Genomic DNA, 16,494 nt, shown 5'->3' with positions numbered 1-16,494 from the left:
GCTCATGTCTGAAAAAGTAAATTTAACGGCGGATGATTTTAAATTACTTCCCGCTGATCGTCATACTGATAATGAAGAAATTTTAAAGCCGTCAGTTAGCTTCTTGAAAGATGCTTGGCGTCGTTTAAAGAAAAACAAAGGTGCTTTTATTTCTCTTTGGGTTTTGCTTGCTGTCTTTGTAGTTGCCTTTGCATCTTCACCAGTAGCTAATTCAAAGGCTACGTCACGACAAGATGTGACAATTCAAAACTTACCAGCACGTTTACCTGGTGTGTTGGGAGAGATTCCTGGTTTTACTGGAGAATCTAAATTAGATGGTACTAAGGTTGACCAATACGAATCAGCAGGTGTTTCTGATAAGAAAAATTACTGGTTTGGAACTGATCAATTTGGTCGTGATATCTTCAAGCGTGTCTTGTATGGTACACGAATCTCATTAGAAGTTGCTTTAATTGCAACCTTAATGGATTTGGTCATTGGAGTTATTTACGGTATTACGTCAGGTTGGCGTGGTGGTAAAGTCGATATCGTGATGCAACGAATTATCGAAATTGTATCGTCAATTCCAAATTTGGTTGTTTTCGTGCTATTGATTTTGGTTATGAAGCCCGGTATGTTATCAATTTCATTGGGAATTGCATTGACCTCATGGACATCCATGGCCCGGCTAGTTCGAGCGCAAGTATTAACTGCTAAAGAGCAAGATTATATCTTAGCAGCACGTACATTAGGTTCATCAACTTGGCGCATTGGATTACGTCACTTGGTGCCAAACCTTAGTTCAACGATTATCGTGCAACTAATGTTTACAATTCCATCAGCAATCTTCTTTGAGGCATTGCTTTCATTTATTGGTTTAGGAATTCCAGTACCAATGGCTTCATTGGGAACATTGTTAAATGACGGACAAAAGGCAATGCAATTCTATCCATATCAATTAGTTATTCCAGCTGTAATTTTGGCTATCATCATGATTGCGTTTAACTTGTTGGGTGATGGATTACGTGATGCGTTTGATCCACGTACGAAGGATTAATGGAAGTGAGTGAAGAAATGGCAGAAAAAATTCTTGAGGTTGATGACCTTAAAATTAATTTCAATACCTATAATGGAAGTGTTCAGGCCATCCGCGACGTTTCATTTGATTTGTACAAAGGTGAAACATTAGCAATTGTTGGTGAGTCTGGTTCTGGAAAGTCAGTTACAACACGTTCATTAATGGGATTATTGGCAAAAAATGCGCGAGTTGAAAAAGGCTCAGTCACATTTAAGGGTGAAGAGATTATTGGTAAGCCAGAATCTCAAATGCAAAAGATTCGTGGGTCAGAAATCGCAATGATTTTCCAAGACCCAATGACGTCTTTGGATCCAACGATGAAGATTGGTCAACAAATCGCTGAACCGTTGATTAAACATCAAAATATGAGTAAGAAAAAGGCATGGGAAAAAGCTTTAGAAATGATGAAGCTTGTTGGAATTCCAAATGCTAAAGCACATATTAATGACTATCCACACCAATTTTCTGGTGGGATGCGTCAACGTATCGTTATTGCAATCGCTTTGATTGATAATCCTGAGATCTTAATCGCTGACGAACCAACAACTGCGTTGGACGTTACGATTCAAGCACAAATTTTGCATTTGATGAAGGATATCCAAGAACAATCAGAAACATCAATTATCTTTATCACCCACGATTTGGGTGTAGTTGCTGGTATGGCTGACCGTGTTGCGGTTATGTATGCTGGTGAGATTATTGAAATTGGTAAGGTAGACGAAGTCTTTAATTTCCCACAGCATCCATATACTTGGGGATTGTTGAACTCAATGCCTACTACAGCAACTGAACGTGGTAAGTTGGAAGCAATTCCAGGTACACCACCTGATTTGTTGAACCCACCAAAGGGTGATGCCTTCGCTGCACGTAACCGTTATGCGGTTGCTGCTGATGAAAAGGTTAAGCCACCATTCTTTAAGTTGTCACAAACGCACTATGCTGCAACTTGGTTGCTAGATGAGCGCGCACCAGAAGTTGAACCACCTGTTGAGGTTCAAAAGCGTTGGGCACGTTTCCAAGCTGAGCACCCTGAAGCAGATCGATCAAAGGCGGTTGCCGTTGAAAACTCAGCTGTCCTTGGTAATGGAGGTGGCAAATAATGGCTGATGAACGTAAAAAATTAGTTGAACTAAAAGGGTTAGACATCACGTTTAATGCGGGAAAGTCTAACGAAACTAAGGCTGTTCAAGATGCTTCCTTTGATATTTACGAAGGTGAGACATTTGGTTTAGTTGGTGAGTCTGGTTCTGGTAAAACAACTATTGGACGTGCAATTATGAAGTTGTACGAACCTACTGCCGGTCAAATTTTGTTTGAAGGTGAAGACCTATCAAAAATTAAGAAGCGTGGTAAGTTAAGCAAGTTCCGCCAAGCTGTACAAATGATTTTCCAAGATCCACAAGCATCTCTGGACTTACGTATGAAAGTTAAAGATATTGTTGCTGAAGGAATTGACGTTAATCATTTAGCTAAGAATGATGCAGATCGTTCAAAACAGGTTGAAGATTTGTTGGAAATCGTTGGTTTGAATCGTGATCATTCTAGCCGTTATCCTCACGAATTTTCTGGTGGACAACGTCAACGTATTGGCATCGCACGTGCTTTAGCTGTTCAGCCAAAGTTTATTATTGCTGACGAACCAATTTCAGCGTTGGACGTTTCTATCCAAGCGCAAGTGGTTAACTTGATGAAGGAACTACAACAAAAGCAAGGTCTAACGTACTTGTTTATTGCGCACGATTTGTCGATGGTTAAGTACATCTCAGACCGAATCGGTGTTATGCACTGGGGAAAGATGGTTGAGATTGGTACCGCTGATGAAGTATATAACCATCCTTTGCATGATTATACACGTTCATTGTTGAGTTCAATTCCAGTACCTGATCCAACTATTGAAGAGCAACGTATCCCAATTGTTTACGATCCAACTGATGAATTAGATGGTCGTGATCGTCAAATGATTGAAGTTGCACCAGAACACTTTGTTTGGGCTGCTGAAGACGAGATTGAAAAGTACCAAGAGCGCGCACGCGAGTTTGGTTTAATTAAATAAGAACTGGTTATAATTACTAGTAAAAAAGGCTAAAGTCTCGTTGAATGATTGGACTTTAGCCTTTTTATGAGCCATCTTTTGAAATTTTATTGAAAAGTGCCTTTATGTTATAATAATACGATACAAATAAAAGAATAGGCTAGGTGAAACGGGTGAGAAAATTTACGGCGTTACCGACATTCTTTAAAAACCAACGCCTTGGTAGTATGGCAGCGTTAGTGTCATTGATTGCAGTTGTAGGAGCAATCCTAGCTTGGTTAGTTAATTGGGTTGTAGGAATTATTTGGGTGATATTAGTCGTCGTTGTGTTGCTTGTGATTTTTAGAATACTACAAGATTTAAGTGAGCAGACGACACATTATATTAAAAATTTGTCATATCGTATTAATCGTGGTGAACAAGAATCAATTATTCAAATGCCATTAGGGGTAATGTTATTTACTGATGATGGTGTGGTTGAATGGGTCAATCCATATTTACAACAATTGCTTGGTGAAGAAACAATTGTTGGTCAGAATTTGCAGGATATATCAGAACAGTTAACTGAAACTGTTGATTTGTGGTCGGATGCTGAAAAGCGTATAACCGAGTGTCATTGGTTAAATCGTGTATTTCAGGTACAAGTTCAGCCTGAGTTGCATGCTATTTATTTAATGGATATGACGGCTTCTGCACAAGTAAATGCAGATTATGAAAATCATAAATTGTTTTTAGGAATTGTTTCATTAGATAATTACGATGAAGTAACTGAAGGAATGAGCGATGCTGATGCATCTACTTTGAGGACTTATGTGACAAAAACGTTGTCTGATTGGATGAGCGACCATGGTATTTATGCACGCCGTCTTTCGGTTGACCGTTATTTGTTAGTTGGTTATCGTGAATCATTAACGAAAGCAGAAAATGATAAATTTAATCTGCTGAAAGTTATTCGTGAATCAACGTCGATGCAGAATACACAAATTACGTTAAGTATTGGTATTGCGTATAATGAAATGGCAATTGATGTACTGGCAGAAAATGCACAAGCTAATTTAGATTTGGCACTTGGACGTGGGGGCGATCAAGTCGTTGTTAAATCTTCAACTGGCTCGGCTCGTTTTTATGGTGGTAATACTAATCCAATGGCTAAACGTACACGTGTCCGTGCTCGTGTTATTTCACAAGCATTGGCAGATTTATTTGATCAGGCTGATCAGGTATTCGTAATGGGGCACGCACGACCAGATATGGATTCGTTTGGTGGTGCGCTTGGTGTGCGTCGCTTGGCGGAAATGTTAGGTAAGCCTGCTTGGGTTGTTTACGAAGAAACAGGGCAGGAACATTCAGATATTCGTCTTTTGCTAGATCAAATGGCAACGGATGCTTCTGACGATGATGCAATTTTGGCACCAGATGATGTGTTAGCACAAATGACAGATCAAAGTTTGCTAGTTATTGTTGATCATTCAAAGCCTTCGTTGTCTGAGTCGATGGCTGTTTATGAAGCTATGAAGGATCAAGTGGTGATTATTGATCACCATCGTCGTGGCGAAGAGTTCCCTGAAGAACCTCAGCTGGTTTATGTTGAGTCATATGCATCATCAACGTCTGAATTGGTAACTGAATTGTTTGAGTATCAACCACGTCGTGCACAAGGACTACGTCGCTTGGAAGCAACGGCAATGTTGGCCGGTATTCAAATTGATACCAAGTCGTTTACATTACGTTCAGGTACTCGAACGTTTGATGCAGCTAGTTATCTCCGTGCAGTAGGTGCAGATGGGACATTGTTACAAGACTTTATGAAAGAGTCTGTTGATTCATATCGACAACGTGCCCATTTGATTGAACGTGCACAGATTCATGATACGGTTGCTATTGTGACTGGTGAAGATGATATTCAATACGATTCAGTAGTTGCTGCTCAAGCGGCTGATTCATTGTTACAAATGATTGGTATTCAATCAGCATATGTCATTAGTCGTCGTGATAGTAATACGGTTGCTGTATCAGCTCGTTCAACAGGTACTGTTAGCGTGCAGTTGGTAATGGAAGCAATGGGTGGCGGTGGTCATCTAAGTAATGCAGCTACCCAAATTACAGACACAACAACAGATGATGTTTGTGAGCAGTTGCTAGCTGAACTTAACAAAGATAATAATCAAGAAAATGAATAAGAAGAAGGTATAAATTAATGAAAGTTATTTTCTTAGAAGACGTAAAAGGTCGCGGTAAAAAGGGTGAAGTTAAGAACGTGCCTGATGGTTACGCAAATAATTTTTTGATTAAAAATAATAAGGCTAAGCCCGCATCAAATGCTAACGTTTCAGCATTGCGTGGTCAAAAGAAGGCTGCTGATCGTGAAGCCGCTGAAGAAAAGGCAGCTGCAATTGCATTGAAAGAGCAATTGGAAGATGATAAGACAGTGGTTGAACTAAAGGCTAAAGCTGGTAAAGATGGTCGCTTGTTTGGTGCAATTTCATCAAAGCAAGTCGTTGCCGGTTTACTTGATCAATTTGGTATCAAAATTGATAAGCGTAAGATGGATATGAAGGAGCCTATCCGTGCATTGGGTTACCGTAATGTGAAAGTAAAGCTACATCATGATGTTGAAGCAACTATCCGTATCCATACTGATGAGCAATAATTAATTAAATTTATGATAATAGGTCGGTCCATGGTTTCATTAACCTAGGTTCGACCTATTTTATTTTTCCCACAATTTGGTACAATGTAATTTAGTGTTAACCACAATATCGTTGTGGTTTTTTATACAATGGAAAGGAGGTTATGTTCACATGGCTGATCAAAATGAAGGAGTGCCATTGCAAGTACCTCAAGATGTTGAAGCTGAACAAGCAGTTTTAGGGTCAATTTTATTGGCGACAGATCCACAAGATTTGCTGGCTGATATTATGACGGTGTTAGCACCAGATGATTTTTATCGTACTGCGCATCGTTTAATTTATACGGCTATTTTGTCGTTAGATGAAACGCAGCGAGCAATTGATATTTTAACAATCACAGATGAATTAGATAAAGATAATCAAGTTGAAAATGTGGGTGGCATGGCCTACCTTACTGAATTAGCTTCAAGTGTGCCTGTCGCTGGGAACGCCATGTATTATGCACGAATTGTGCGTGAACGTTCTGTTCGTCGCAATATGATTGATACCTTGCAAAATAGTTTAACGCAAACTTATGAAGGTAGTGATTCTGTTGACGATGCAGTTGCTGATTTATCAACAAAGTTAGATTTAATTAATAGTGGCGAAAAAAGCGCCGATTTTAAAAATATTGCTGATGTTGTCAATAAATCGTTTGAAGAGATTGAAGAAAATTCACGTACCGAAGATACGGTTACTGGGTTAGCATCAGGTTTTCCAGCTTTGGATAATCTAACGACTGGTTTTCATGATGGTGAAATGATTATTATTGCTGCTCGACCTGCTGTTGGTAAGACGGCCTTTGTGTTGAATATTGCGCAAAAGGTAGCGGTGGCTGATCCTAAGTTACCTGTTGTTATCTTTTCTCTGGAAATGCCAGATACATCACTTGTTAATCGTATGTTAGCGGCAGAAGGTAATATTAATTCGCAACATATGCGAACAGGTAAACTAGAGCCCGAAGAATGGGATTCACTGGTTGTTGCAACAGATTCATTAGCAAAAACAAATATTTATATTGATGACACACCAGGAATTAAGGTAACTGATATCCGTTCAAAATTACGTCGTTTATATAAACGTGAAGGACAGTTGGGATTAGTTATTATCGATTACCTACAGTTGATTGAGGGTACTCGTAATGAAGGTCGTCAACAGGAAGTTTCTGCTATTTCTCGTGCCATTAAAATGATGGCTATGGAAATGAATGTGCCAATCATTGCGTTGTCACAGTTGTCACGTAGTGTTGAGCAACGTCAAGATAAGCGACCAATGCTGTCAGATATTCGTGAATCTGGTTCAATCGAGCAGGATGCGGATATTGTTGCGTTTTTGTATCGTGATGATTATTATGAAAAATCAAATGATGATGGTGATAATCAAAATGATCCACGTGATGAAGAACAGCAAGACATTGGTGAAATTGAAGTTATTTTGGAAAAGAATCGTTCAGGTGCTCGTGGAACAGCACGTTTGTTGTTCGTGAAATCATATAATAAGTTTTCAAATATTGATTATCACAATGAAGAGCCTGGTAGTTTTAATTAAAAAGTTATGTCATAGAGTCGAGGTTAATGATGTTTATCATTAGCCTCGCTCTATTTTATGTGTATAAGAAGAAAAGAGGTTTGTGATGCAACATGTTATAAAGGGCATGTCTTTGCGGTGGTTATTGATAGCAAGTTTTATCAATAGCTTTGCTTTTGGTTTTATTTGGCCACTAACATCGGTTTATCTATATAACGAGTTATACCAAACATTGGTAACTATTGGCTGGGTTATGATGGCAAATGCAGTAGGGCAAGCAATCGGATCATTAATTAGTGGTCGCTTGTTTGATCGCTTCAAGCCATATATGTTGATTCAATTTGGTGTTGTGTCAATGATTATCCTTCAAATTGCCTTTATTATTTGGCATGGTTGGCCAGTGTATGCAATTATTTTGACACTAGTTGGCTTTTTTGGTGGTTGGATAACAGCGGCCATCAATTCATATGGTACGCAAGTGCGATCACATGACGGTCGCTTTGTCTTTAATATGTTGTACTTTACAAGTAATTTTGGCATGGTTTTCTCAACAGCATTAGTTGGACCAATTTATCCATTTGGTATTACATGGTTGTTTATTCTAGCATTAATTTTATATATTGCTTTGTTTATTATTGTCCATGCTAAATTTAACTTTACACTTGATAATCGTACAACTGATAAAGTGTTTACTAAAATTAAACTACCTAAGTGGAATTTAGCTTTGGTATATGCAAGCGTATTGGGATTGGTTGTCTTATGGATTTCATATGCCCAATGGCAGGGAAACTTGTCAGTATACATGAATAGTGTGTTAAAACTACCGTTGTGGCAGTACTCGATGTTATGGACGATTAATGGTATTTTAATTGCTGTTATTCAATTAGGCATGAATGCTTTGAACTTATCAAGTAATCACCGTTCAATGTTCATTCAAATATTCTTAGGAATCGTCATGTTTGGTTTGTCATTCTTGATTTTGCCATTTAGTCATCACTTTGGGGGCTTTGCTTTGGCAATGATTATTACGACAATTGGTGAAGCAACAGCCTTCCCAATGATTCCGGCGCTGGTTAATGAATTAACACCAGTTTCATTAAAAGGCCGCTATCAAGGTTTGTCAGCTGCTGCACCATCTGTTGGTCGTGCAGTTGGACCGCTAGTTGGTGGTTTGATTATTCAACAACAAGGTTATAGTATATTATTCTTTGCAGCCGCAGCATTAACATTTGTGGCATTTATCGGACTACTTGTAAGCATGGTAACTGGATATCGTCATACAGTACGATATGACGAGAATTAATTTTTTAAAATGTATTTAAGAGAGGTTGGAACAAGAGTAATTGTTCCAGCCTTTTTAGTTCAAAATTCATTAATTATAAGCCTGTAAGTTTTATAGCACAAACATGTTACATACCGGCTTCAAAACGACTTTTGTTTCGCTTTCTCTTTTTGCGTATTATGAGTGAATATACTAAGATTATATTAGAAAACGCGAGGGGAATAGGATGACAAATCAAGATAAGATAGCCTTGTTGAAGGATTTAGTAGCAATTAATACGGTTGCAAATCATGAAAAAACAGTTGCAACATACTTGCATGATTATTTTAAACAGCATGGTATTGAGAGTAAATTAGTTGATGTAACGCCTGATAGAGCGAACTTAATCGCTGAAATTGGGGATGGTAACGGACCTGTATTAGCATTTTCAGGTCATATTGATACGGTACATGAAGGCGACGTTACGACATGGGACAGTGATCCATTTACGTTAACCGCCCATGATGGTAAATTATTTGGTCGTGGTGCAACGGATATGAAGGGCGGTTTGGCTGATTTTATAATGGCCTTTGTGTCATTACATGATAGTGATGAGCCATTACATGGTACGCTACGCTTTATCGCAACTGCTGATGAAGAAAAGAATGAGCTAGGGGCCGATAAATTAGCTGCTGACGGTTATTTGGATGATATTGATGCCGTTATTATTGGTGAGCCAACTGGTGTTGCTTTAGATGAGATTTCAGAGTACTTTACCAGCGGTGGTGCAGTCATTGATTCGAAAACACTTAAAACTCTACAAAAAGCTGTAGCAACGTCAAAGGCGCTTGAACAGCACTTTATCTTTTTTGCGCATAAAGGTTTTTTGGCTTACGATGTTACGGCGACGGGTAAAGCGGCTCACAGTTCAATGCCTAAATTAGGTGTGGACGCTATTAATCACTTGATTAAGTATTATCAAGCAGAAGAAGCACTTTATGATGCTTTGCCTGAGGAAAGCCCTATTATGGCTAAAACAATGCGCGGTGCTAACATCATTCGTGGCGGTTCTCAACAAAATTCGGTACCAGATTCAGCAACACTAACTGAACTAACTAGAACGATTCCAGAGTTACCAGCTGAAAAATTGATTGAACGCTTGCAAGCATTGATTACGAAGCTGGATAACGAAGATGAAACAATGAATTTATCATTGCACGTTAACGCATATGATGATGCGATTGTAACACCACAAGATAGTGAATTGATTAAATTGGTACAGTCGGTGGTACCAAAGTATCTGGATGAACCTATGGTCGCACCGACGATTGCAGTATCGTTGGGAACAGATGCAGCCGCCTTTGTAAACGCTAATCCAAATGTTCAATTGGCAATTTTTGGCCCTGGTAATACAACGGCGCATAAAGCAAATGAATATGTTGAAGAACAAGCTTATTTTGCAATGGTAGATATCTATCAAGAGGTGGCTAAGAAATATTTGCAGTAAAGTCAACATTGTCATGGTGTTAACTGCATTTAGTTTGGGTAATGATTTTCTAACTGGCGAATGGGCATCTAAAGCGGTTGCTTAGAAACTTTGCTTGTTTTTTCATGAAGCCATTCCTATAGTAAAAGTGATAAAAGGAGGGGGAGTCATGTTATTTGGAGAAAGATTACAACAAAAGCGAGCAGATTTAGGCCTAACGCAGCAAGATACTGCAGATAAGATGCATGTTTCACGACAAACCATTTCTAGCTGGGAACGTGGGAACAGCTATCCGGATATTAATAGTTTAATTAAGTTGAGTGATTACTATCAGGTTTCATTAGATATTTTGCTCAAGGAGGATACTGCCATACAGCAATATCTAGATCAAAAAACAATTAGACGATCACTTAGACCGATATTAATGACGTTATTACTCATCGATATCATTTATCTGGCACTATTGATATTGGATAAAATGAACATTGTTCATTTGGGAAATCCAGCTTTCATTATCCTAATGATTTTTGGATTGTTAAATGTTGTGGCCTTATTTTTAGTTGTAGCATTCCATTATAAAATGAATGCCAGTCATAAAAATACTTAAACTGAACCCCGTAAGTTTTGAAAGTTAATTCAACTTACGGGGTTTAGTTTAAAATCATTTTATTTAACTTTATTTTTCAACAAACCATCCAGTTAACCACCAACCACGGTAAAAACCTTCCATCGCAAGAATTTGTGAGCATGATGCTAAAACTAGGGTTATTTGTAACCATAGTTTACCTGATATAAAGAAGGGGATACTCATGAATGCGGCAGTAATGACATAAATTACGATGCGATTCTTTTGTGTTAACTGTCGTTTATAAATACCATCGTGAATGTACTGCTGATAATACTTATTTTGTTCTAACCAAGCTTGAAGTCGTTTTGAAGAACGACTCCAAAAGAAAGCGGTTAAAAGATAAAATGGTGTTGTTGGAATACCTGGTACCCAAATAAAAATGGTACCAATACCAAAAGTGATAAGGCCTAAAATAATATAGATAAAACGCATAGTGACTCCTTAAGGATTGTGTGTGGGTTTAGTATAGCAATAAAACAAAACCAAGCACAGATGAAATATTTATGCTGGTTGTTTCGTATTTGGGGTCAACTTGCTATAATTAACATAACATTATGAAAGGATTTGGCCACAATGGAAGTATTAGAACAAGCGTATGCTAAGCTGAATATTAGCCTTGATACCCCATTTATCCATGCTAATGGAGAACAAGAGTGGGATATGTTAATGGTAGCTATTGATCTAGCTGATACAGTGACTATTCGTACGACTACTGATCATGAAAAAATTGTGGTTGAGTCAACTAGCGGGGTACTGCCACTCAACGAGAAAAATTTAGCTTACCAGGCTGCTCGTTTAATGCGAGAAATTGCCGGAAAAACTGAAGGAATTGAAATTCATATCATGAAACGTGTTCCTGTGGCTGCAGGTTTGGGCGGTGGTTCATCGGACGCTGCTGCCGTACTTCGTGGATTAAATCGCATTTGGCAACTAAACTATACAGAGGCTAAATTGGCATTAATTGGTTTGCAAATTGATGCTGATGTACCATTTTGTGTTTATTCACGACCAGCGCGTGTTCGCGGTCGTGGTGAAATAGTTGAACCATTAAAACAAGCACTACCACCTTTATGGGTTATTGTTGCTAAGCCAGGTATCAGTGTTTCGACACCTAAAATTTTAAAGATGGTTAATTATGAAACCATGCAGCATGGTAATATGACCGCTTTGATGACGGCAGTGGATCAAGCTGATTTTCAAACTGCTTACCAGCAAATGTTTAACGTATTAGAGTCAATCACTGGTGGTAAGTATCCAGAAATTTTCAAGTTAAAACAAAAAATGTATGAATTTGGTGCAGAGGCTGCACAAATGTCAGGTACGGGTCCAACCGTGTTTGCCATTACTGAAAAGGCATCACGAGCCAAGCGTATCTATAATGCTGTGCGTGGCTTTGTAACGGAATCTTATTTGGTTAGATTAGTCAATTCTGAAAAATGTAAATAATAAAAACGTTCGTTTTTTGCTAGCACGAACGTTTTTTTATTATATTTATTCGTAAAAAAGCTTTACTTTTAGAACATTATCTATTATATTTAACATGTAGTTCGTAATTAACGAACAATATAATCCGGTTTAAATAAAAAGGAGTAAGAAATGGCTTCAAACGCAAAGATGTGGGTGGCTGGTGCCGCAGTTGTAATTATTGCAGGTGGTGCATACGCCGCTTGGTCTGGAAACAAGTCAAGTGATGCTAAGGATGATAAGACTTCAGTTGCTTTGGTGACTGATGGTGGTGGAATCGATGATAAGTCATTCAACCAATCAGCTTGGGAAGGTATGAAATCGTGGGCAAAGGACAACGGTGTTAAAGAGGGCAAAGGTGGTTATGCTTACTACCCTTCAAAGACTAGTGCAGACTTTACCACTAACATGGATCAGGCACGTGCAGATGGTTTCAAGAATATCTACGGAATTGGTTTCCAATTAGTATCAACAATTAATGAGCAATCAAAGAAACATCCTGATACTAATTATATGATTATTGATGATGTTGCTAAGGCACGTAAGAACACTGTTTCAGTAACTTTCCAATCAGAACAATCATCATATTTGGCAGGTGTAGCTGCTGCTAAGACCACTAAAACCAATAAAGTTGGCTTTGTTGGTGGTTTGAAATCAGCAGTGGTTCAATCGTTTGAAGCCGGCTTTACTGCTGGTGCTAAGTCAGTTAACCCAGATATCAAGGTCGATGCACAATATGTTGGTAGCTTTACTGATGCCGGTAAGGGTAAGACAATTGCATCAACAATGTATCAATCTGGTACTGATGTGGTCTTCTCTGCTGCTGGTGGTTCAGGTGCCGGAGTCTTTACTGAAGCTAAGGACTTAAATGAGGCAAAGAATGCTGCCGACAAGGTTTGGGTAATCGGTGTTGATCGTGATCAAAATCCAGATGGCGCTTATAAAGCAAAGGATGGTAAGTCTAACTTTACGCTAACATCATCTGTTAAAAAGGTCGGTAAGGCTGTTACCGATGTGACTGAAAAGACTGCTAAGGGACATTTCCCTGGTGGTAAGCATCTAGTTTATGGATTGGATGATAAGGGTGTTGCCTTGACTCGTGGACATATGTCAAAGGATGCATGGACAGCCGTACAAGATGCACAAAAGCAAATTATCGATGGGGATGTAAAGGTTTCTGCTAAGTAATTAACATACCATTATACAAATATACGAAATAAATTAAGACTGCTCGTACGATAACGTAAAAGTTATTGTACGGGCTTTTTTAATTTACAAAGAATAATGTTCGCGTTTCAATAACTTAATTATAATAAAAACGAACATTTAAATGATTTAAAACGTATATTCCCATTTTTTAAGCTATAAACACGAATTATACGTTTACTTTATAGTGGAATTAGTCTATTATAGAGATAGGTGCTTGAGGGGAAACGCAAGCTATATAAAATACATATAGGGGTATATGGTGTTTTAAAGGGAGGATACTCTTAACTTAAGAAGCCTGTTTTTTGATCTATCATATCCTGAAGGAGGTTGGTAATTTACCAACCTTTTTTGGTGTTTAAGTAAAAGAGCTAAACCTGACAAAGATAGTGATATCCGTTATACTTGTTAAAAAGAGATGAGAGAAGTAAGGAGAATAAGTGCGCATGGATAACCAAGATGAAGAATTACGCAATGACAAGCTACTAGATGCAATAGCAGTTTTTCGTGAAGAACAAAACGAGGTTACAGAACATAATTTTATCCAAGCATTGATTGATGCTGTATTTATTGCCCCTGTAAATTTCTCAGAACCACCAATCATTAAAGAGGATGGGGATGGTATTGAGATTCCAGAAAATGCGCAGATGCAGTTGGTAACATTTGAATTAGAAAATGGTAATGGGGTCTTCCCAATATTTACTGATTTAGATGCATATAATGCACATCCGATTGAAGCGGATTTACCAGTTTATCCTTGGGGAATGTCATTGTCAGATTATCTACCTATTTTGCAGGATGATAATGCACAAAGTATTGAAGGATTGGCGCTTAATCCATTTACTAATGGTATGCCAATTACTAGAGACAATATTATGTATATTGCACAACAAGTTGCAGAATCTGTTCAAGAAGATGATAATGCTGCTGAAAATGCTGGTGATAGTGAGATGGAAATTTCTTCTGCTGAAGAGATTATTCCAACGCCATTACGTTATGAGTTGATTGGTATCGCAGATGATGCAATGGGTGCAATCGAGAGCATGTATCTATTGTGGTTAACAAATAATGATGCGCAGACGTCAAACTATTTATTGGTTGTTGATGGACCAAATCGCGAAGATGTACAGGCTTTGTACCAAAAGTTTGCAACGACATTTGAAGAAAAGTCGGGTGAAGAAGGTAGTGCTGTAGATATTGTCTTTGCTGATGATTTCCAAGTTGATCTATCTGAATTTGATAGCTTATATAATCGTACATTAGGCTAACCTTAGTACGTAAGAGAGATATGTTAGGAAGTGTAGATATAATGAATGAAGATGTAGATTTAACGATTATTGGAGCCGGTCCAGTAGGTATGTTTGCTGGATTTTATGCTGGCTTGCGTGAATTAAAAGTTGTAATTGTTGAAAGTTTAGCTGACTTAGGTGGTCAGGTGACAAACTTTTATCCTAAGAAAACCATTTTAGATATTCCAGGATATCTAAATGTTTCAGGTAAAGATTTAGTGACTGACTTAACAAAGCAATTAGAGCAATTTGAACAAAAAAAGTTGCTTGGGACTACGGTTACGGACATTATTGCAAGTGAAGACGGTTTCCAAATTAAAACAGATCAGCAAGATAACTTTCATACGAAGGGTGTTTTGTTAGCTACGGGTGCGGGTGCTTTTGAGCCACGTCGTATTGCTGATGACATTTTGGGTGACAATGTTAGTCAAAATATTCATTATTCAATTCATGATTCAGAAAATTTTGCTGGTAAGCGTGTTTTGGTAGCCGGTGGTGGTGATTCCGCCGTTGAAATGGCATTGCAATTGGAAGACATTGCACAAAATGTTAGTTTAACGCACCGTCGCGATAAGTTCCGTGCACTTGAACATAGCTTGACGAAATTGGATGCATCATCAGTTACATTGGAAACACCATATACGATTAAGCAAATTACTAGAGATACAACAGGTGCTTTGTTGGTAACGTTGCAATTGGCTCGTTCAGAAGAAACAAAAGACGTCATCGTTGATGAAGTTGTTATTAGTTATGGTTTCCAAACGGAAAATAAGGTTATGGACGGTTGGTCAATTGACCTGGATCGTAATGAGCAAAATCAAATCTTGGTTGGTCAAAATATGGTGACGTCCGTGCCAAATGTTTATGCAATTGGGGATGTTGCTGCATATGCAGGTAAATATGATGTGATTGCTACTGGATTTGGTGAGGCACCAACTGCAATCAATGATATGATGACACATATTTGGTCTGATGCTAAGGGACCAGCACATTCAACGGCATTAACTGTTGAAGATGGTGCTGTTAAGCGTTAATCAATACTAGTGACTACTAAAATTTAGTGAAATTTGTTACAATGGTAACGAACAATAATAGAAAAAGAGGTGTACCAATGGCAAAGTTGGTTTTAATTCGTCACGGTCAAAGTGAATGGAATGCATTAAACTTATTTAATGGATGGGTTGATACAAAGTTGAGCGATAAGGGTATCGCACAAGCAAAGGAAGCTGGACAATTGTTGGCTGAAGAAGGCATTCAATTTGATCAAGCTTACACGTCAGTTTTGACACGTGCTATTACAACGTTGCACTTGGCTTTGGAAGAAGCTGACCAATTGTGGGTACCTGAAGTTAAGTCATGGCGCTTGAACGAACGTCACTATGGTGCTTTGCAAGGTTTGAACAAGGCCGATGCTGCAACTAAGTGGGGTGATGAACAAGTTCACCAATGGCGTCGTTCATACGACGTTTTGCCTCCACTACTAGAAGAGCAAACTGAAACAATGACCATTGATGGTAAGTCATATCCTGCAATGGATCGTCGTTACCAAGATGTACCTGCTGGTGAACTACCAAAGGGTGAAAACTTGAAGGTTACTTTGGAACGTGTATTGCCATTCTGGGATTCAGATATTTCAAAGGCATTGAAGGACGGTAAGAACGTTGTTATCGGTGCCCACGGAAACTCATTGCGTGCCCTAGTAAAGCACATTGAGCAAATCTCTGATGAAGATATCATGGGTGTTGAAATTGCTAACGGTCAACCTTGGGTTTACGACCTAGATGAAGATTTGAACGTTGTTTCAAAGAAAATCTTGAAGCCTGAAGCTTAATTAGAATACAAATTGATGAGACTACTGACAGTGATGTTGGTAGT

15 protein-coding genes are annotated in these 16,494 nt (G+C 38.4%); 14 read left to right on the top strand and 1 reads right to left on the bottom strand.

What is annotated here, in order from left to right:
* The first annotated feature begins 4 nt into the window (after positions 1-4).
* The 9 genes from GA0061074_RS07665 (at position 5) to GA0061074_RS07625 (ending at position 10,639) form a co-directional block, all read left to right on the top strand.
* Positions 5-1,036 carry an ABC transporter permease gene (locus GA0061074_RS07665; protein ID WP_092463465.1) on the top strand — a complete coding sequence of 344 codons (1,032 nt, stop codon included), beginning with the start codon at positions 5-7 and terminating at the stop codon, positions 1,034-1,036.
* A 17-nt stretch (positions 1,037-1,053) separates the two neighbouring features.
* Positions 1,054-2,157, top strand: a complete 1,104-nt coding sequence (locus tag GA0061074_RS07660) for an ABC transporter ATP-binding protein (RefSeq protein WP_092463525.1) — start codon at positions 1,054-1,056, stop codon at positions 2,155-2,157.
* Positions 2,157-3,110 carry an ABC transporter ATP-binding protein gene (locus GA0061074_RS07655; RefSeq protein ID WP_092463463.1) on the top strand — a complete coding sequence of 318 codons (954 nt, stop codon included), beginning with the start codon at positions 2,157-2,159 and terminating at the stop codon, positions 3,108-3,110. Before GA0061074_RS07660 ends, GA0061074_RS07655 begins: the two co-directional genes overlap by 1 nt.
* 152 nt (positions 3,111-3,262) lie before the next feature.
* On the top strand, positions 3,263-5,269 hold the full coding sequence (locus GA0061074_RS07650) for a DHH family phosphoesterase (protein ID WP_174855278.1): 2,007 nt from the start codon (positions 3,263-3,265) through the stop codon (positions 5,267-5,269).
* Positions 5,270-5,286: 17 nt separating this feature from the next.
* A complete protein-coding gene (gene rplI, locus GA0061074_RS07645; RefSeq protein ID WP_092463461.1) occupies positions 5,287-5,739 on the top strand; it encodes a 50S ribosomal protein L9 in 453 nt (150 codons plus the stop codon).
* A 151-nt stretch (positions 5,740-5,890) separates the two neighbouring features.
* Positions 5,891-7,306, top strand: coding sequence for a replicative DNA helicase (gene dnaB / locus GA0061074_RS07640; protein WP_092463459.1), 1,416 nt, complete (start codon positions 5,891-5,893; stop codon positions 7,304-7,306).
* An 85-nt stretch (positions 7,307-7,391) separates the two neighbouring features.
* Positions 7,392-8,588, top strand: a complete 1,197-nt coding sequence (locus GA0061074_RS07635; protein WP_092463456.1) for an MDR family MFS transporter — start codon at positions 7,392-7,394, stop codon at positions 8,586-8,588.
* A 205-nt stretch (positions 8,589-8,793) separates the two neighbouring features.
* A complete protein-coding gene (locus tag GA0061074_RS07630) occupies positions 8,794-10,053 on the top strand; it encodes a M20/M25/M40 family metallo-hydrolase (RefSeq protein WP_092463453.1) in 1,260 nt (419 codons plus the stop codon).
* 148 nt (positions 10,054-10,201) lie between these two features.
* Positions 10,202-10,639 carry a helix-turn-helix domain-containing protein gene (locus tag GA0061074_RS07625; protein ID WP_092463451.1) on the top strand — a complete coding sequence of 146 codons (438 nt, stop codon included), beginning with the start codon at positions 10,202-10,204 and terminating at the stop codon, positions 10,637-10,639.
* A gap of 69 nt (positions 10,640-10,708) precedes the next feature.
* Here GA0061074_RS07625 and GA0061074_RS07620 read toward each other — a convergent pair whose 3' ends face one another.
* Positions 10,709-11,092, bottom strand: a complete 384-nt coding sequence (locus tag GA0061074_RS07620; protein ID WP_092463449.1) for a YbaN family protein — start codon at positions 11,090-11,092, stop codon at positions 10,709-10,711.
* Positions 11,093-11,233: 141 nt separating this feature from the next.
* Between GA0061074_RS07620 and ispE the strand changes: the two genes are divergently transcribed.
* The 5 genes from ispE (at position 11,234) to gpmA (ending at position 16,450) form a co-directional block, all read left to right on the top strand.
* Positions 11,234-12,106, top strand: coding sequence for a 4-(cytidine 5'-diphospho)-2-C-methyl-D-erythritol kinase (gene ispE / locus GA0061074_RS07615; protein ID WP_092463447.1), 873 nt, complete (start codon positions 11,234-11,236; stop codon positions 12,104-12,106).
* A gap of 150 nt (positions 12,107-12,256) precedes the next feature.
* On the top strand, positions 12,257-13,312 hold the full coding sequence (locus GA0061074_RS07610) for a BMP family lipoprotein (protein WP_092463445.1): 1,056 nt from the start codon (positions 12,257-12,259) through the stop codon (positions 13,310-13,312).
* Positions 13,313-13,776: 464 nt separating this feature from the next.
* Complete coding sequence (locus GA0061074_RS07605) at positions 13,777-14,598, top strand: SseB family protein (protein WP_092463443.1); 822 nt, start codon at positions 13,777-13,779, stop codon at positions 14,596-14,598.
* 41 nt (positions 14,599-14,639) lie between these two features.
* Complete coding sequence (locus GA0061074_RS07600) at positions 14,640-15,653, top strand: NAD(P)/FAD-dependent oxidoreductase (RefSeq protein WP_092463441.1); 1,014 nt, start codon at positions 14,640-14,642, stop codon at positions 15,651-15,653.
* A 77-nt stretch (positions 15,654-15,730) separates the two neighbouring features.
* Positions 15,731-16,450 carry a 2,3-diphosphoglycerate-dependent phosphoglycerate mutase gene (gpmA, locus tag GA0061074_RS07595; protein ID WP_092463439.1) on the top strand — a complete coding sequence of 240 codons (720 nt, stop codon included), beginning with the start codon at positions 15,731-15,733 and terminating at the stop codon, positions 16,448-16,450.
* The last annotated feature ends 44 nt before the right edge of the window (positions 16,451-16,494 follow it).

This window comes from Weissella bombi, assembly GCF_900094835.1.
Classification (GTDB): domain Bacteria; phylum Bacillota; class Bacilli; order Lactobacillales; family Lactobacillaceae; genus Weissella; species Weissella bombi.
The sequence above is the reverse complement of the archived record's forward strand: the minus strand, read 5'-3'. Positions and strand labels throughout refer to the sequence as shown.